Origin of the sequence: Pseudomonas sp. GL-B-26 (assembly GCF_019947405.1) — a bacterium.
GTDB lineage: Bacteria > Pseudomonadota > Gammaproteobacteria > Pseudomonadales > Pseudomonadaceae > Aquipseudomonas.
The window spans coordinates 84,482-102,287 of the sequence record NZ_JAGYGJ010000007.1; the positions used below are offsets into that span (position 1 = coordinate 84,482).

At 59.8% G+C, this 17,806-nt stretch carries 15 protein-coding genes; 6 read left to right on the forward strand and 9 right to left on the reverse strand.

What is annotated here, in order from left to right; translation table 11 throughout:
* Positions 1 to 6: 6 nt before the first annotated feature.
* Complete coding sequence (gene glgA, locus KGB23_RS06585; protein WP_223430370.1) at positions 7 to 1,593, reverse strand: glycogen synthase GlgA; 1,587 nt, start codon at positions 1,591 to 1,593, stop codon at positions 7 to 9.
* A gap of 561 nt (positions 1,594 to 2,154) precedes the next feature.
* On the opposite strand from glgA, the gene KGB23_RS06590 reads away from it, so the two are divergent.
* Positions 2,155 to 2,967 carry a crotonase/enoyl-CoA hydratase family protein gene (locus tag KGB23_RS06590; protein ID WP_223430371.1) on the forward strand — a complete coding sequence of 271 codons (813 nt, stop codon included), beginning with the start codon at positions 2,155 to 2,157 and terminating at the stop codon, positions 2,965 to 2,967.
* A 6-nt stretch (positions 2,968 to 2,973) separates the two neighbouring features.
* The gene (gene nudC, locus KGB23_RS06595) at positions 2,974 to 3,804 is read left to right on the forward strand and encodes an NAD(+) diphosphatase (protein ID WP_223430372.1); all 831 of its coding nucleotides are present in this window, start codon (positions 2,974 to 2,976) and stop codon (positions 3,802 to 3,804) included.
* Here the strand turns inward: nudC and KGB23_RS06600 are convergent.
* Complete coding sequence (locus tag KGB23_RS06600; RefSeq protein WP_046046975.1) at positions 3,772 to 4,551, reverse strand: TSUP family transporter; 780 nt, start codon at positions 4,549 to 4,551, stop codon at positions 3,772 to 3,774. The two genes, nudC and KGB23_RS06600, sit on opposite strands and share 33 nt — an antisense overlap.
* A gap of 197 nt (positions 4,552 to 4,748) precedes the next feature.
* Positions 4,749 to 5,987, reverse strand: coding sequence for an acyl-CoA dehydrogenase family protein (locus KGB23_RS06605; RefSeq protein ID WP_223430373.1), 1,239 nt, complete (start codon positions 5,985 to 5,987; stop codon positions 4,749 to 4,751).
* 349 nt (positions 5,988 to 6,336) lie between these two features.
* On the opposite strand from KGB23_RS06605, the gene sfnG reads away from it, so the two are divergent.
* Positions 6,337 to 7,431, forward strand: a complete 1,095-nt coding sequence (gene sfnG / locus KGB23_RS06610) for a dimethylsulfone monooxygenase SfnG (RefSeq protein WP_411741487.1) — start codon at positions 6,337 to 6,339, stop codon at positions 7,429 to 7,431.
* Positions 7,432 to 7,552: 121 nt separating this feature from the next.
* Here the strand turns inward: sfnG and KGB23_RS06615 are convergent, their stop codons facing one another.
* Complete coding sequence (locus KGB23_RS06615; RefSeq protein WP_010460010.1) at positions 7,553 to 8,029, reverse strand: DUF1348 family protein; 477 nt, start codon at positions 8,027 to 8,029, stop codon at positions 7,553 to 7,555.
* A gap of 56 nt (positions 8,030 to 8,085) precedes the next feature.
* Positions 8,086 to 8,649, reverse strand: a complete 564-nt coding sequence (locus KGB23_RS06620; RefSeq protein WP_008152706.1) for a TetR/AcrR family transcriptional regulator — start codon at positions 8,647 to 8,649, stop codon at positions 8,086 to 8,088.
* Positions 8,650 to 8,866: 217 nt separating this feature from the next.
* Here KGB23_RS06620 and pssA point away from each other — a divergent pair, with 217 nt between their 5' ends.
* On the forward strand, positions 8,867 to 10,210 hold the full coding sequence (gene pssA / locus KGB23_RS06625; RefSeq protein WP_223430375.1) for a CDP-diacylglycerol--serine O-phosphatidyltransferase: 1,344 nt from the start codon (positions 8,867 to 8,869) through the stop codon (positions 10,208 to 10,210).
* Between the two features lie 126 nt (positions 10,211 to 10,336).
* Here the strand turns inward: pssA and efeO (KGB23_RS06630) are convergent, their stop codons facing one another.
* From efeO (KGB23_RS06630) to efeU, 4 genes are read right to left on the reverse strand one after another with little or no spacing between them, the layout of a single operon-like run.
* Positions 10,337 to 11,167 (reverse strand): iron uptake system protein EfeO, encoded by an 831-nt coding sequence (gene efeO / locus KGB23_RS06630; RefSeq protein WP_223430376.1) that lies wholly within the window; start codon positions 11,165 to 11,167, stop codon positions 10,337 to 10,339.
* Between the two features lie 25 nt (positions 11,168 to 11,192).
* The gene (efeB, locus tag KGB23_RS06635; protein WP_223430377.1) at positions 11,193 to 12,503 is read right to left on the reverse strand and encodes an iron uptake transporter deferrochelatase/peroxidase subunit; all 1,311 of its coding nucleotides are present in this window, start codon (positions 12,501 to 12,503) and stop codon (positions 11,193 to 11,195) included.
* A gap of 16 nt (positions 12,504 to 12,519) precedes the next feature.
* Positions 12,520 to 13,707 (reverse strand): iron uptake system protein EfeO, encoded by a 1,188-nt coding sequence (efeO, locus tag KGB23_RS06640; protein ID WP_223430378.1) that lies wholly within the window; start codon positions 13,705 to 13,707, stop codon positions 12,520 to 12,522.
* Between the two features lie 8 nt (positions 13,708 to 13,715).
* A complete protein-coding gene (gene efeU, locus KGB23_RS06645; RefSeq protein ID WP_223430379.1) occupies positions 13,716 to 14,579 on the reverse strand; it encodes an iron uptake transporter permease EfeU in 864 nt (287 codons plus the stop codon).
* Positions 14,580 to 14,846: 267 nt separating this feature from the next.
* Between efeU and KGB23_RS06650 the strand changes: the two genes are divergently transcribed.
* Together KGB23_RS06650 and KGB23_RS06655 are read left to right on the forward strand one after the other, a co-directional pair.
* A complete protein-coding gene (locus KGB23_RS06650; protein ID WP_223430380.1) occupies positions 14,847 to 15,863 on the forward strand; it encodes an AraC family transcriptional regulator in 1,017 nt (338 codons plus the stop codon).
* Positions 15,864 to 16,127: 264 nt separating this feature from the next.
* On the forward strand, positions 16,128 to 17,792 hold the full coding sequence (locus tag KGB23_RS06655) for an AMP-binding protein (RefSeq protein WP_223430381.1): 1,665 nt from the start codon (positions 16,128 to 16,130) through the stop codon (positions 17,790 to 17,792).
* The last annotated feature ends 14 nt before the right edge of the window (positions 17,793 to 17,806 follow it).

The window sequence follows — 17,806 nt, forward strand, 5'->3', positions numbered from 1 at the left end:
AACCTCTTAATGTTTGCCCGATTTACCCAATGCCTTGGCGACAAGCTGTTCGTAGAGTTCGGCGTACGGTTCAACCGCCTTGCACCAGTTGAAAGGCGCCGCCATGGCCCGGCAGCGCATGGCATGGAGCAGGTCGGGGAAGGCAAAAACCTTGAAGGCCCGGCTCAGGGCTTCCTCGTAACTCTCTACCGTGGATTCGTCGAACAGGAAACCGGTCACGCCGTTTTCAATGGTGTCGGCCAAACCACCGGTGTTGCGTGCCACCGGCAACGAACCGAAGCGCTGGGCGTACATCTGGCTCAGGCCGCAAGGCTCGTAACGCGAAGGCATCAGCAGGAAATCACTGCCGGCGAACATGCGACGGGCGTCGGTCTCGTTGAAACCGATGCGCACGCCGATCTGACCTGGAAAACGCACAGCCAACTCGCGCATGGCTTGTTCTTCTTCCGGTTCGCCACGACCGATGATCGCGATTTGCCCGCCAGATTTGACGATGTACTCGGAGACGGCCTCAGTCAGGTCCAGGCCTTTCTGATAGACCAGTCGCGAAACCACGGCGAACAGCGGACCTTCGCTATCGTCCAGGCCAAACAGCTTGCGCACGTGGTCGGCGTTGACCGCTTTGCCTTCCCAGTCGCCAATTTTGAAGGGGCGGAACAGGTGCGGGTCGGTGGCGGCGTCCCAGCTTTCATCGATGCCATTGGGAATACCACTGAGCAGACCTTGCTGGGTCTTGGCGGCAAGAAAACCGTCGAGACCGCAGCCGAAGGCCGGAGTGGTGATTTCCTGGGCATAGGTGGCGCTGACGGTGGTGATGTGGCTCGAATAAGCCATGCCGGCCTTGAGGAACGACATCTTGCCGTAGAACTCCATGCCTTCCTGTTGCAAGGCATGCATGGGAATACCCAGTTCCGGGCACGAGCCAAGGCTGGTCACGCCCTGATAGGCGAGGTTATGAATGGTGAACAGCGTCGGGGTGCGCTGTCCACGCCAGTGCATGTAAGCGGGCGCCAGACCGGCAGGCCAGTCATGGGCGTGCACCAGGTCCGGGCACCAGTGGATTTGTGCGAGGTTGGCGGCGATATCGGCAGCGGCCAGGCCCAGACGGGCGAAACGAATGTGGTTGTCCGGCCAGTCGCGACCGTTGTTGGCACCGTAAGGCGAACCCTCGCGCTCGTAGAGCTCGGGGCAGATCAACACGTAAATGACCAGACCGTCGGGCATGTCCATGCGCCCGATCTTGCAGGGGGGCAACGCGGCGTGACCACCGAGCTCACCAATGATATGAATCGGGTTTTCGCTGTGCAGCACTTGCGGGTAACCGGGGATCAACACGCGCACATCGTGCAAGTGAGCCATGGCTCGCGGCAGCGCTGCGGAAACGTCGCCCAGACCACCGGTTTTCACCAGATCGGCGATCTCCGAGGTGACGAACAGGACTTTCTTCTTGTTGGGATTCTGACTGGCCACCGGTGCCAGCGTCTTGGTGCCGGGGACGCTGATCGATTGGTGACTGGCGGCGCTCACGGCGCTCGTTTCGCCGACCTGCTGATGAGCACGTTCTCCCTGAATATCTAAAGCCGCACTGATCATATGAATCTCCCGTGTTGTTGATCTAATTCTTAGGTCTGGCACAAACGGTGTTTCGTGGCCAATTCCTGTGGCCGGGCGCAAACGCGCTACGCATCGGTGAGCAAGCGCTGCCAATACGATGAAGCAGAATGGCTGTAGAGATCGTTGCAAGGATTGCACCAGTCGCAACGCACCTCCTTTTCAGCTGACCCGTCACGACCGGCAAAAGTTTCGACTTTCTTTCCGCTTTGTGACCGACCGGTTTCGCCCCGCGGAACTGAGTCTAGGCCAGAACTTAGAGCGGGCGAGGCCAGATGGCAAAATTGTTCGACAATCGGTTCAAAGAGGTACGGACGTACCGCCTTGAGGGAGAAACGCACCGACGAAGGGCATGTTTTTTTACCTTTTTGCCTCAAAAAAAAGTCGAGATGTCACATGAATGTGCGAAGCGCGGCAAGGCTCACGCACCGTTGTGGTGCGCAGGCTAAGTCCCGTCTTTGGCCGAACCGCTGCCTTACGGTCCGCCTTGATGCCTTGTTATAGTCCGGGCCTCATTTTCTGCCCGGTAAAAGGATCACTGCCATGTCTCAGTACACTGCATTCACCGTCGAACTGGCCGATAAAATCGCCCATGTGCAGATCAACCGGCCAGAAAAGATCAATTCGATGAATGCCGCGTTCTGGAGCGAGATCATCGAGATTTTCCAGTGGGTCGACGACACCGACGAAGTCCGGGTGGTGGTGCTCAGTGGTGCGGGCAAGCATTTTTCTTCTGGCATCGACCTGATGATGCTGGCTGGCGTGGCCAATGAACTGGGCAAGGACGTGGGGCGCAACGCGCGCCTGCTGCGCCGCAAGATCCTCGCCCTGCAAGCGTCTTTCAATGCCGTCGACAATTGCCGCAAGCCGGTACTGGCGGCGGTTCAGGGTTATTGCCTGGGCGGCGCCATAGATTTGATTGCGGCTTGCGACATGCGTTACGCCGCCGAAGACGCGCAATTCTCGATCAAGGAAATCGACATCGGCATGGCGGCCGACGTTGGCACTTTGCAACGCTTGCCGCGGATCATTGGTGACGGCATGCTGCGTGAACTGGCTTACACTGGTCGCACGTTCGGTGCCGAAGAAGCGCGTGGCATGGGCCTGGTCAATCGCGTTTACAGCGACACCGCCAGCCTGCTCGACGGTGTCATGGGCATTGCCCGTGAGATCGCCGGCAAGTCGCCGATTGCGATTACCGGCACCAAAGAAATGATCAGCTACATGCGCGACCATCGTATCGACGACGGCCTCGAATACGTCGCCACCTGGAACGCCGCCATGCTGCAATCCAACGATTTGCGCGTGGCCATGGCCGCCCATATGAGCAAACAGAAACCCGAATTTCTGGACTGATTAAAAATGACTTCACGCTGGACCACTGCAGTACTGGACACCGATCAACCCGGCGGTTGGGCCGTGGCGCGCAGCCCCGAAGGCTTTCTGTTCGATGACAATGGCGCGCTGTTCCCCCGCGAATGGCTCAAGCGCCAGGACCTGTCGATCCTTGCTGAACATGGCATCGGTCATCTGGACGGCGACCCGGTCTATTTACTGGAGCTGCGCAGTCACAGCGACGTGCCGGGCTGCAACTGGAAAGGCCTGCGGGCGTTCATGCTCGAAGGCGACCATACGGTTTACAAGGTGCTCGGTTATGCCGCACAAATCGGCACCTGGGCCCGCGAACACCGCTTTTGCGGTAACTGCGGACAGGCGATGACCCAAGTGACCCGGGAACGGGCGATGTATTGCGAACCGTGTGATATACGCAGCTACCCGCGCATTTCGCCGAGCATGATCGTGCTGGTGACCCGGGGCGATGAGGTCCTGCTGGCGCGTTCGCCGCGCTTTGTCACCGGGGTCTACAGCACGTTGGCGGGGTTTGCCGAACCGGGTGAATCGGCCGAAGACTGCCTGATTCGCGAAGTCCGCGAAGAAGTGCAGATCGAGGTCAAGAACATCCAGTACATGGGCAGCCAGTGCTGGCCGTTCCCGCATTCGATGATGCTGGGTTTCCATGCCGAATACGCCGGCGGCGAGATTGTGTGTCAGGAAGACGAGATCGAAGACGCCCAGTGGTTCAACGTTCATGAGCTGCCGCCGTTGCCGGCGTCACGCTCGATTGCCCGTTACTTGATCGACGTCTATGTGGCGCGGCGCTTAGGCCACGCTGAACCAGTGTTGCCAGGCTAACCGCACGGTCAAGCCGAGCACCACGGTGATGAACACCGGGCGAATGAACTTCGCACCGCCGCTGATGGCGGTGCGAGCCCCGAAGAACGCCCCGACCATCACCGACAGGCCCATGCTCAGGCCGATGATCCAGTCCACCTGCCCGGAAAACACGAACACCGACAGTGCCGCAATGTTGCTGACGAAGTTCATGCTGCGCGCCACGCCGCTGGCCTTCACCAGGTCGATGGGGTACATCAGCATCGTGCTGACGGTCCAGAACGCGCCCGTTCCGGGACCGGCCACGCCGTCGTAAAAGCCCAGCCCGAATCCTTGGGTCGATTGCCACTTTTTCTTGATCGGTGCGTCGCTGTCCAGCGGTGCTTTCGGCGTTCCGCCAAACAACAGATAGACGCCGCAGCCGAAAACGATCACCGGGAGCATCTTGTTCAACCATTCGGCGGGCAGGTAGTGAGCGACCACGGCACCGGTCAACGCGCCCACCAGCGTGCCGACAATGGCGTGCATCCACTGCCTTGGATGGAACAGCTTGCGTCGGTAGAAGGTGAAACTGGCGGTGGCCGAGCCGAACGTCGAACTGAGTTTGTTGGTGCCCAGCACCAGATGCGGCGGCAGGCCTGCGGTCAGCAGCGCCGGGGTGGTCAACAAACCACCGCCGCCGGCAATGGCGTCGATGAAACCGGCAATGAAAGCGACAAGGGCCAGAATGGCCAGGGTGGTGAGGTCAACACTGAGTTCGAAAGGCATGGAATCGGCTTATTCGGCGGGGTGCAGGACAGGGCTGCGGGGAAGGGCCGATATCTTACGCATATCCACCCTTTGCGGCGACCCGTCCGGCCCCTTCGCGAGCAAGCCCGCTCCCACATTTAACCTCATTCTTCTATGGGAACACGGTTAAATGTGGGAGCGGGCTTGCTCGCGAAGGTGTCCTCCCAGGCGCTACATCAGTCTGCCTTTGGCCCATTGCCGATCTGCCACACAAACGGCGGCTCGGTCCCGTTGATCGCCCAATCCCCGACTATCCGGGCCTTGTAGATCACCGGATTGTGCGACGACACCGTCCGCGCATTGCGCCAGTGCCGGTCCAGCGATTTACCCACCCGAGTATCCGAAGCCCCCAGTGCATTGAACAGCTCTGTGGTCGCTCGCTGTATCAGCTCCGACACCACCACCTGAGCCTTGGCCGATTCGATTTCCGCCGCGACATTTGCCTCTTGTTCCAAGGCGTCATCACCCGAGAATCGCGCCAGATAAGCCCGCTGCGCCGGTTGTGCAGCCCTCAAGGCGCTGGCCTCAGCCGCATACACCAGTGCTGCAATCTCACCGACCACTTGCTGCACCTGCGAATCCTGGCTGACATGCTGCGCATTGCCATGGCTGTAGATGCGTTTGCGTTTACGCACCTGATGAGCCACATCGCGCAACGCCGCACGACCAATCCCCGCCAGGGTCGCCAGCAGCACCAGCTGATAAAAAGCGGTCTGGTATTTGAAGCGGGTGGCGAAGTCGATGATGTTCTCGGCCTCCACGTCAGCATCGATAAACCGTGAAGTACCGCTGCCTGTGGTGCGCTGGCCGAAACCGTCCCAGTCGTCGCTCTGCACGATGCCGGGTTGGCGGGTTCGGACGGCGGCAATCACGTCGCCGCCGGTGTCGCTGCGTTGCGCATACACATCGATCCAGTCGGAAAACAGGCTGCCGGTGCTGTAGAACTTCTCACCGTTGAGCCGCCACTGATCACCGTGAGGTGAGACTTTAGTGATGACATCGCCAATTGCCACGCTGCCGATTTCGGTCCAGGCATTGCCGGCGATGTCACCGTCGACGAAGCGTTTGAACCACAGATCCCGCGCCGGCCCGGGCGCCGAGTTCAAACGATCCTCGGCAAAGGCGAAATGCCCACGCAGGGCTTGAGGCACGTTGGAATCGGCTTCGGCCAATTCGATCAGCAGCTCAAACAGTTGTGGCACAGAGGCGCCGCCACCGCCGTATTCAACCGGAATCCGTACGGCGCCGAAACCGGCGTCCTTGAGCCACTGAATCGGTTCGTGCGGCAGGCTGCGGGACTGTTCACGCTCAACGGCACCGGCGGCGATGCGTTGGAAAATTGGCCGGAACCTGGCGGCCAGCGCTTCGTAGTCGGTGCCAGTGGACAGCGGATTGATTACCTGGTGTTCGGTCATGGGACGGCTCCTTGGATCGGCAGTAGAAAGTGTTGCGTCTGCCAGGGGCAATTGCATGGTCCATGCCGAAGCTCGCGGGGCAGGATTTACGGGAGGAATGGGATGTCGGCACGCAGTGAATTGTTGCTGTACCAACAGTGCATCAGCAATCTGTCTCAGGCACACCACACTTTGTGGCGAGGGGGTTTACCCCCCGTTGGACTGCGCAGCAGTCCCATTTTTTGGGGCCGCTTCGCGACCCAACGGGGGTAAACCCCCTCGCCACAGTGTTCGCCCACTCCAAGATTTCAGCGCTGGCACGGTTGCTGCTCTTGCCTCAGGACTTCCCTAAAGTCCCGAGGACATGCCAATGAGTCAGCAAGCCGTCAAATTTGCCTACTGGGTGCCGAACGTCAGCGGCGGGCTGGTGGTCAGCAAGATCGAGCAACGCACCCACTGGGGCATCGACTACAACCGCAAACTGGCGCAACTGGCCGAAGAGGCGGGGTTTGAATACGCCCTGACGCAGATCCGCTTCACGGCCGGTTACGGCGCTGAGTATCAACACGAATCCGTCGCCTTCAGCCACGCGTTGCTGGCCGCCACCACCCAACTGAAAGTGATCGCCGCGATCCTGCCCGGCCCTTGGCAACCGGCGCTGGCGGCCAAGCAATTGGCAACCATCGACCAACTGACTAACGGCCGGGTGGCGGTGAACATTGTCAGTGGCTGGTTCAAGGGTGAATTCCAGGCGATTGGCGAACACTGGCTGGAACACGACGAGCGTTATCGCCGCTCCGAAGAATTCATCCGCTCGCTGAAGGGTATCTGGAGCCAGGACAACTTTACTTTTCGCGGTGACTTCTACCGCTTCGACAACTACAGCCTCAAACCCAAACCGCTGGGTCAGCCGGAAATCTTCCAGGGTGGCAGTTCCCGCGCGGCTCGGGACATGGCGGCACGGGTTTCGGACTGGTACTTCACCAACGGCAACACCCCGGAAGGCATCAAGGCCCAGGTCGATGACATCCGCGCCAAGGCGGCGGCCAACAATCATTCGGTGAAAGTGGGCGTGAACGCGTTTGTCATTGCTCGCGACACTGAAGAAGAAGCGCGAGCCGTGCTGGCGCAGATTATCGATCAGGCGGACCCGGAGGCGGTGAATGCGTTTGGCGATGCGGCGAAGCAGGCGGGCAGGGCGTCACCTGAGGGCGAGGGCAACTGGGCCAAGTCGACGTTCGAGGATCTGGTGCAGTACAACGACGGTTTCAAGACCAACCTGATCGGTACGCCGCAGCAGATTGCCGAGCGGATCGTTGCGCTGAAAGCGGTGGGCGTGGATCTGGTGTTGGCGGGGTTTCTGCACTTTCAGGAAGAAGTGGAATATTTCGGCAAGCGGGTATTGCCGTTGGTGCGTGAGCTGGAAGCCAAGACAGGTGTGAAGCCGCAAGCTGCGGTCGCCTGATCACCACAAAAACAATGTGGGAGCGGGCTTGCTCGCGAAGGGTCCATCAGATTCAACATCTATGTTGACTGACACACCGCTTTCGCGAGCAAGCCCGCTCCCACATTTGGTCTATGTGAAGTTACAGGCCCAGGTCGGACAGACTTGGATGGTCGTCAGGACGGCGGCCCAGCGGCCAGTGGAACTTGCGGTCGCTTTCCTTGATCGGCATGTCGTTGATGCAGGCAAACCGATTGGCCATCAAACCGTTCTCGTCGAACTCCCAGTTTTCGTTGCCGTACGAGCGAAACCAGTTGCCCGAGTCGTCGTGCCATTCGTAGGCATAACGCACGGCGATGCGGTTGCCGGTAAAGGCCCAAAGTTCTTTGATCAGGCGGTAATCCAGTTCCTTGGCCCATTTGCGCGTCAGGAAACCTTTGGCTTCTTCGCGGTTGTAGGCAAACTCGGCGCGGTTACGCCATTTGGTGTCCAGGGTGTAGGCCAGCGACACGCGTTCCGGGTCGCGGGAGTTCCAGCCGTCTTCGGCCAGGCGTACTTTTTCAATGGCCGATTCACGGGTGAATGGCGGCAATGGCGGACGAACTTCGGCATTAGACATTAATAGTCTCCCTATCAAAGTAAAGTTCTAGCAAGTTGTCGGGCTTGGTTAAAGTGTTACAGGTCCAATAACTTTCGCGCCATGCATTGCGCATTATCGGCGGCACTGTGATCACCCATGACAAGCGCCACGGTAATGGCGCCGTCGATCAGGATCAGCAGCTGTTTGGCCAGCGTCTCCGGGTCTGTGGCGCCATGTTCGGTGCAGAGCTCGCGCACGTAGTCGAGCAGCTTCTGTTTGTGGTCTTTGGCAACAAGCCGAACCGGGTCTTGCGGGTCGCCGGTTTCGCCGCTGGTATTGATGAATGCGCAGCCACGGAAGCCTTCGGAGGCGAACCAGGCCTTGAGTACGGTAAACAGGTTAAGCAGGCGGTCGGCCGGCGTTTCAGCCTGGTCGACTTCGCTTCTGTACCAATGCATCCAGCGCACATCGCGGCGTTGCAGGGCCGCGACGGTGAGCTCCTCCTTGTTGGCGAAGTAGCGGTAAATACTCTTTCTGGAGACGCCGGCGGTTTTCACCAGAAGATCCATCCCGGTGGCAGCGATGCCACTTTTGTAGATCAACTTTTCGGTGACATCCAGAATGATGTCGCGTGTGTCGTTGCTGGTTATTTCGTTCATGTGGCAAACAGTAGAACGATCGTTCTCCTTGGTCAAGCGAATATTTTTGTCGTCTGAAAAATCGCCTTCGCGAGCAAGCCCGCTCCCACAGGGGAATGCATTTCAAATGTGGGAGTGGGCTTGCTCGCGATAGGGCTATTACAGTCAGTAACAAGACCCGAACCGATCCATGGTGTAAGCTCTCGGGTTCTTCGGATTCGACCTTTTTGCGAGCCCTATGCCGTCGCTTTTCAAACGCTCTCTGCTGCCCAAACTGCGCAGTTTTCCGCTGACCGCCGATGCCGTCACCATTCTTTCCGGCGCTGCCGAGTTTCGCCGGTGCCTGCTGGAAAAGATCGCCAGCGCCACCCGGCGCATCTATATCGTCGCGCTCTATCTGCAACAGGATGAAGCCGGCCAGGAAATTCTCGATGCCTTGCACGCGGCCAAACTGGCGCGTCCGGAACTGGACGTGGTGGTGGTCGTTGACTGGCTGCGCGCTCAGCGCGGCTTGATCGGCGCCGGCAAGCAGCCGGGCAACTCGGCCTGGTATCAGGAAACCACGCGGACTCATGCCAGTGAAGTGCCGGTGTATGGCGTTCCCGTGCAGACCCGTGAGCTGTTCGGTGTGCTGCATTTGAAAGGCTTCGTGATCGATGATTGTGTGATCTACAGCGGCGCGAGTCTGAACAACGTCTATTTGCACAAGTTCGACAAATACCGCTACGACCGTTATCACGTGCTGCAGAACAGCGCCCTGGCCGATTCGATGCAACACCTGGTCCAGCACGGCCTGATCGCCTCAAAAGCGGTGCATCGTCTCGATTTGCCGAACCTGCCGACCACCCGCAGCCTGCGCAACGACATCGGCGACCTGCGCAGCCGCCTCAAGCACGCGGCGTACGACACCACGACAGGCACCACGCAAAAGGGTGGTTTGTCGGTCAGCCCATTGCTCGGTGTCGGCAAGAACAACCCGTTGAGCCGGGTGATCTGCGAGTTAATCGCCAGCGCTCAGCATCAACTGACCATCTGCACGCCGTACTTCAACCTGCCGCTGCCTGTGACCCGGGAAATCAACCGGGCACTGGCGCGAGGCGTGAAGATCGACATCATCGTCGGCGACAAGACGGCCAACGACTTCTACATCCCGCCGAGCGAACCGTTCAAGGTGATTTCGGCGCTGCCTTATCTTTACGAGATCAGCCTGCGGCGTTTCGCCAAGCGTCATCATCGCAGCGTCGACAGCGGCCAGTTGAACCTGCATCTGTGGCGTGACGGCGACAACACCTATCACCTCAAGGGGATGTGGATCGATCAGCGCTACACCTTGCTGACCGGCAACAACCTCAACCCGCGGGCATTCCGACTCGACCTGGAAAACGCCTTGCTGATTGATGATCCGAAAGGCGAACTGCTGGAGCCGCGTCGTAAAGAGCTGGCAGAGATTTTCGAGAATACCCGACGGATCGAGCGTTATCAGGAACTGGAAACGCTGCTGGAATACCCGGCGGGGGTGGCCAAGTTTCTCAAGCGCGTGAGTCGTGTGCGGATCGAGCGGTTGTTGTACCGGATTCTGTAGCACGCCAGGGCAAATGTGTTGCCTTTCAAAACGCCTTCGCGAGCAAGCCCCGCATTCGTCTGAACAACGCGGTCAACTGTGGGAGCGGGCTTGCTCGCGAAAGGGCCAGCTCAAACACTACAAATCTCAGTTCAACCCCAACTTCCCACGCAACGTCGACAAATCCTCTGCCAGTGTATTCACCGGCCCGACCAGTGCCTTGCGGTCGTTTTCCCTCACCTTGTCATACGTCTCGAAACCACCGTCCTTGGTTTTGTACTTGGCCAGCGTCTTGTTCACCGTAGCGAAGTTCTTGTCGACTTTGGCAATGAAGGCCGCGTCCTGCTTTTCGATCTGCGGACGGAACAAATCGACGATTTTCTTCGCGCCGTCGATGTTGCCCTGGAAGTCATAAAGGTCGGTGTGGCTGTAGCGATCTTCTTCACCGGAGATCTTGGTCGCAGCAACTTCTTCAAGCAGCGCCGCAGCGCCGCCCACCACTTTTTCTGGCGGGAAGGTCAGGCCGGCGACGCGGGTTTGCAGGTCTTTCACGTCTTTGTTCAAGCCATCGGCCAGTTCGCCAAGGCCCTGGGTGCTGTTTTCCGAAAACAGTGAGTATTCGATACGGTGGAAACCGGTGAAGTCGGAGGCGCCCACGCCTTTTTCGTGGTCATCGACGCGAGAGTCGATGGACGCATCCAGGTCACTGAACAACTCGGCAATCGGCTCGATCGACTCGTAATAGACGCGGGTCGGGGCGTAGAGCTTTTTGGCGGTCGCCAGGTCGCCTTTTTTCACGGCGTCGGTGAACTGTTGGGTGTGGCTGGCCAGCTCATCGAGCTGTTCCGTCACATAAATCTTGTAGTCCGAGATCGGCCCCACCAACTCCAGCGGCGCCGGCGCCGGCGCCGCGAAAGCCGAAAGCGGGGTGTTGAGCAAACCAAGGGTCAGCAGTAACGCGAGGGGCGACTTTTTCATAGGGCGGTTCCGTGGTGGGGATGGGTTATGCGGTTGCTTTTGGCGGAAGAGTTGGTTGCGTGGCGTCAAGCAGGGAACGGCCGATAAAATCCTTGTCGCCCGTCACGCCGGGCAGGGTGAAGAAATACCCGCCGCCGACCGGTTTGAGGTATTCCTCCAGCGGCTCGCCGTTGAGTCGGGTTTGCACGGTGATGAAGCCTTTTTGCAGATCCGCCTGATAGCAGATGAACAGCAGACCCATGTCCAGCTGACCGTTCTTGTTCACGCCGTTGGAGTAGTTGAACGGCCGGCGCAGGATCAGGTTGGCCTGGGTCGCGGCGGTGCGCGGGTTGGCCAGGCGGATATGCGCGTCAAGCTTGGTCAGCTTGCCTTCAGGGTCCTTGGCATAGTCCGGGACCTGGGTTTCGTGCTCGCCGCCCATCGGCGCGCCGGTGCTCTTGACCCGGCCGAGAATGCTTTCCTGTTCTTGCAGCGGCGTGCGGTCCCAACGCTCGACGAAGTTGCGGATGATCCGCACCGCTTGATAGCTGCCATTGGCCGCCCAGGCCGGTTCGTCAGTGCCGGACTGGACCCAGACGATGCTGTCCATGGCCTTGGCATCGTTGGAATTCGGGTTGGCTGAGCCGTCACGAAAACCGAGAAAGTTGCGTGCACTTTGCGCTGGCACACCGGGTTTGGCCGGGGCTTGCGGCGGCACGCTGCCTTCCTGTTTCCAGCGCACCAGGAGCAAGTCCGGCAGGTTTTTCACGATGTCGCGCAGGGCGTGGATGTTGGTGTCGGTGGTGTTGGAGCAGAACTGCAAACTGAGGTCGCCGTGGCAGCAATCGGCTTCCAGGGCATCGTTGGGGAAACCGACCATGCGGATCAGCCGCTTGGGTTTGGCGGCGGCCAGGCCGAAGCGCTCATCGAACAACGACTCGCCCACCGACACGGTGATGGTCAAGTTGTCCGGTGTGACTACCGGGCCAAGAATTCCCGAATCCACCGGCGGCAGTTTCGGATTGACCTGCGTGACCGGGCCGCCCTTCATCAGGAAGGCGATGCGCTCGTTGAGGGTGCGAAACAACCGCTCCAGGTCTTCGCGGTCGCTGGCCAATACATCAAACGACACCAACATGCCGCAGGCCGGGCGCAAGGTGACGATGCCGGTCTGGTGCTTGCCGTGGAACGCGTGGCGGTCTTCGGTCTTGTCGCTGCTCGGCGCTTCGGTCACTTGTGCCGGGCTGGCGGCCATGGCCGGGCAACTGAGTGCGGTGCCGGCCAATGCCACGCCAGCGGCGCCCATGCCCATCAATACCCGGCGACGCTGAAGGTTGAATTGCTCTGAATCGTTCATCGGTTTGTTCTTCTGCTTACAGGCCGGAAAGGCCAAGGGCGGGATCGATTCCATCGAGTGCATCGGCCAGAGCCTTGGCCTTGTCGGCGATCTGTTGGCGCTGCTCGGCACTGACGCTGTCGTAGCTCGCATAGCCGTCATTGACCTTGAAGCCATTGAACTCGGCGTCGAGGGCAGTGACGGCGCTGTCGATCTTCGGCAGCAGTTCGGCGGCGGATTTGTTCAGCAACGGACGCAACAGGTCGACGACTTTGCGGGTGGCGTCGAGGTTGGCGGCAAACCCGTTCAGGTCGGTGTGGCTGTAGCGTTCTTCTTCACCACTGCTGGCGCGTACGTCGGCCATGCTGTTGAGAATGCTCACCAGTTGTTCAGGCGGTAGCGAATGGGCCAGCAATTGTTGTTTGAGCGTGGTGACGTCGGTGATCAGACGCTGGGCAACGGGCGTCAGACCGTCGAGATTGCGTTGCTGGAACAGTGCGTATTCGATCCGGTGGAAACCGGTGAAGCCCGGATCCTGCTCGCGTTTCTCGAAGTAATCGGCACGGGCATTGATCGTGTTGTCCAGATCGGCCAGACGCTGGGCGGCCGGGGCGATCCGTTGATACGCGGCGCGGGCTGGCACATACAAGGCTTGCGCCTGAGTGAGGTCGCCGGCTTCGATAGCGTGTTCAAGGGCGGTGACGGCTTTGATCAGCGCGCTGCTCTGAGTGCTCAGGTAAACGCGGAATTCAGACAGTGGGCCAACAAAGGCCACCATCGACGGTTTGGCTTTGGCCGCAGCGTCTGAAGCGGCCGTCGGGCTGACGTGCAGGGTGCCGCGCGGATTGCTCAGCAGCCCGCACGTGATCGCATAGTCACCGGGCAACAGGTTGGCATTGATCACCTGGCTCAGGCCGGGGGCGATGTTTTCCCGTTCTTCGACCACTAGCACACCGTCGAGAATCTCCCATTCGACGGCTCGGTCCGAGCGATTGACGATGCGGAAGCTGGCGCGGCCGGCCGGGACGCTCAGTGCATTCGGCTCGCAGCTGTGCGGGTGGATAGTCACCAGCACTTCGTTTTGGTTGGCCTGACGCTTGGCGGCGGCCACTTTCGAGGCGTAGTAGAACAGGCCACCGGCGGCGATCATCACGATCACCGAACCGGCCACCGCCCAGCGCAAGGCACGGGGAGGGGATGCCTGAGGAGAGGCTTGATTTGGCATGGGTGCCCTTACTGACTGGATACGGAAGAAGGTTGTTTAGCCGGTGCCGGTGCCGGTGCCGGTGCCGGTGCCGGTGCCGGGAGAAAAAACACAACCAGCGCCACCACCAGATAAATCAGATACGCCCCGAGGGTGCTGACGGTCGGCGCGTCCTGGTAACCGAACATGCCGGCCAGCACTGCGCCCAGCGGGCCATCCATCGGCAGCGTTGCGCTGAAGTCGAATAGCACGGTTTGCAGGTGATTCCAGACTCCGGCTTCATGCAGCGCTTGCACCGAGTTGGCGAGGATCCCGGCGGCGACCACCAGAATGAACAACCCGGTCCAGCGGAAGAACGCCCCCAGGTTCAGGCGCATGCTGCCGGTGTAGATCAGGAAGCCGACAATGATCGCCAGGATCAGGCCGAGCAGGGCACCAATCGGTGCTGCCGGGCCCTCGCTCTGCTGGAACACCGCGAGCAGGAAGAACACCGTTTCCAGACCTTCTCGGGCCACGGCGAAAAACACCATGGCGATCAGCGCCGTGACCTGGTGCCTGGAACCGGTCAGTGCGTGATCGAGAGAAGCGTGCAGTGAATGTTTGATCGAACGCGCGACTTTGCGCATCCAGAACACCATGGAGCTGAGAATGCCCACGGCGACCAGGCCGACCACGCCTTCAAACAGTTCCTGTTGTTTTTGCGGGAACTCGGCACTGACCAGTTCCAGGCCACCGCCCACCAGCAGGGCCAGGGCCGCGGCGAGGAAAACGCCAATCCACACCGCCGGCATCCATTGGCCGCGGCCGGTCTGCTTGAGGTAGCTGGCGATGATGCCAACGATCAGCGCGGCTTCAATGCCTTCGCGCAACATGATCAGAAAAGGAACGAGCATTCAGCACCGTGGCGTCATTCGATAGGGTGCTAATTTGTAACATAATGACACTCATTACCAAATGGCAATCATTGGCATTTACCTGAACCTAACCTGAACAACTTTGCACATCACACCATCCCCTGTGGGAGCGGGCTTGCTCGCGAAGGGGCCGTGTCAGTCAGCATTGATGTTGAATGACACACAGCATTCGCGAGCAAGCCCGCTCCCACAGGGTTCTGCGCTAAGATGCCGGCACTCAAACAAGAACAAGGCTTGCCTCGGTCAATGTCGGAAAAAGACACCATCTCCATTCAACTGGTGCGTGAAGCGCTGTTGCAAAGTTGCGCCCCCGGAGCGACCACCGATGAGGTGTTGAACAAGGTCGGCATCGATCCGGCGCTGCTGGAAACCACCACCGCCCGCGTACCAGCCACTGCTTACGCAAGGCTGTGGCGCTTGTTGGCCCGGCGCCGGGACGATGAGTTTTTTGGCATGGACCCGCGCAAACTCAAATCAGGCAGCCTGGAGTTTCTCTGTCGCTGCTCCATGGTCCAGCCGAGTTTGGCTGCCGGCCTGACCTCGGGTTTGAGCTTTCTGTCGTTGATGCTCGAACACCTGCCTGCACAGTTGGTTCGTCAGCAAAGCCTGGCGGAAATCGTCCTGCTCGAAGACGACCAGGACCCGCGCCGCGCCTTCACGTATTTCACTTACTGGATGATCGTTCACGGCGTCGCCTGCTGGCTGGCGGGGCGGCGTATTCCAATCCTGGCCATCGAGTTGCGCTGCCCGACACCGGACTTCTGCGATGACTATCAGGTGATGTTCTCCGAGAACCTGCGTTTCGACCGGCCGCGTACGCGGATGATTTTCTCCGCCGAGTGCCTGGATTTGCCGATCAAGCGCAGCCCGGAAGAACTCAAGCGTTTCCTCGCCCATGCGCCGGCCAATATTCTGGTCAAGTACCGTGATCCAGAGAGCCTGGCCAGCCGGATCAAACACGATTTGCGGAAACTGCCCGCCGAACACTGGCCGGAAACCGAACCCCTGGCACAACAGCTGTGCATGTCGGCTTCCACCCTGCGTCGGCGCCTGGCCGAAGAGGGCCAGACTTACCAGGGGCTCAAGGACAGCGTGCGCAAGGAATTGGCGATTGTCTGGCTGGCAGAACCCTCTATCAGCTTTGCCGAGATCGCCACGCGTTTGGGTTTTGCCGACGCCAGTTCGTTCTACAAGGCGTTTCGCAAGTGGTCGGGGTCAAATCCCGGGCACTACCGCAGCCTGATTCTGAATGAGGCGAGCTGATCCAGACCTTGTATTGATTGGTTTGACGCCTTCGCGAGCAAGCCCGCTCCCACATTTGGAATGCATTCCCCTGTGGGAGCGGCGGTGCGACGATTCGACTTGCTCGCGAAGAGGCCATTCCTGACGACACACCTCTCGGATCTTGGCCAAACCAGTCACGCAACTTGATAGCTTTGACCATTGTCCCGCGCCCCGCGCAGAGCGAGTATTTCCCTGTTATTCAAGGTTCCCCCAGCCTAATAAAAATACAAAGGGATTCTGGCAATGCGCGATTATTTGTCTGCTACATCACAGTTCAATTATCAGCACACCGTCGACGCCGCACTCGCGGGCGATTTGACTGCCCTCAACGCCTGTGTCGAGTGTTGCGACCGGCATGCCTTGCCGGGGCGCATCGCGCTGTTCTGGGAAGGCCGCGACGGCGCCAGCGCGACCTACACCTTCAGCGACTTGCAGGACAAAGCCGCGCGTTTCGCCAATTTCCTCCTGGCCCAGGGCGTGAAAAAAGGCGACAAGGTTGCCGGTCTCCTGCCACGTAACATCGAATTGCTGATTACCGTCTTCGCCACCTGGCGCATCGGCGCGGTCTACCAGCCGCTGTTCACGGCATTCGGCCCGAAAGCCATCGAACACCGCCTCAGCTCCTCTGGCGCCAAAGTGGTGGTCACCGACGCCGGCAATCGCTCTAAACTCTCTGAAGTCGCCGACTGCCCGACCATCGTCACCGTCACCGGCCCCAAAGGCCAAGGCATCGTCCGCGGCGATTACAGCTTCTGGGCCGAACTGGCCAATTATTCTCCTGTGTGCGAACCGGTCCTGCTGACCGGTGAAGACCCGTTCCTGCTGATGTTCACCTCGGGCACCACCGGTCCGTCGAAAGCGCTGTCCGTACCGCTCAAGGCCATCGTCGCCTTCCAGAGTTACACCCGTGACGCCGTGGACTTGCGCCCCGAAGACGCCTTCTGGAACGTCGCCGATCCGGGTTGGGCCTATGGCATCTATTTCGGTGTCACAGGTCCCATGGCCATGGGGCATCCGATCACCTTTTACGATGGCCCGTTCACCCTCGAAAGCACCTGCCGGGTGATCAACAAATACGGGATCACCAACCTCACCGGTTCGCCGACGGCCTATCGTCTGTTGATCGCGGGTGGCGACGAATTCGCCAAGTCGATCAAGGGCAAACTGCGCATCGTCAGCAGCGCCGGCGAGCCGCTGAATCCGGAAGTGATTCGCTGGTTCGCCGACAACCTCGGCGTTGTCATTCACGACCATTACGGCCAGACCGAACTGGGCATGGTCCTGTGCAATCACCATGGCCTCGAGCATCCGATCCACATGGGCGCCGCCGGTTTCGCCTCGCCGGGCCACCGCATCGTGGTGCTGGATGACGAGTACAAAGAACTCGGCGTCGGCCAGCCGGGCATTCTGGCCATCGATCGTACCCAGTCGCCGATGTGCTGGTTCGCCGGTTACGAAGGCGCACCGACCAAGGCCTTCGTCGGCAACTATTACCTGAGCGGCGACACCGTCGAGTGGAACCCGGACGGCAGCATCAGCTTCGTCGGCCGCAGCGACGACGTGATCACCACCTCCGGTTATCGCGTCGGTCCGTTCGACGTGGAAAGCGCGTTGATCGAACACCCTGCCGTGGTCGAAGCGGCCGTGGTCGGCAAGCCCGATCCGGAACGCACTGAACTGGTCAAAGCCTTTGTCGTGCTCAGCGCGCAATACCGCGCTGCACCGGAACTGGCCGAAGAATTGCGCCAACACGTGCGCAAACGACTGGCCGCGCACTCGTACCCCCGCGAAATCGAATTTGTCAGCGAATTGCCGAAAACCCCTAGCGGCAAATTGCAGCGCTTTATCTTGCGCAATCAGGAAATCGCCAAGGCTCAAGAGGCCGCCGCGAAGAACGTTTCAGCTTGAATCCAAGGAAACAA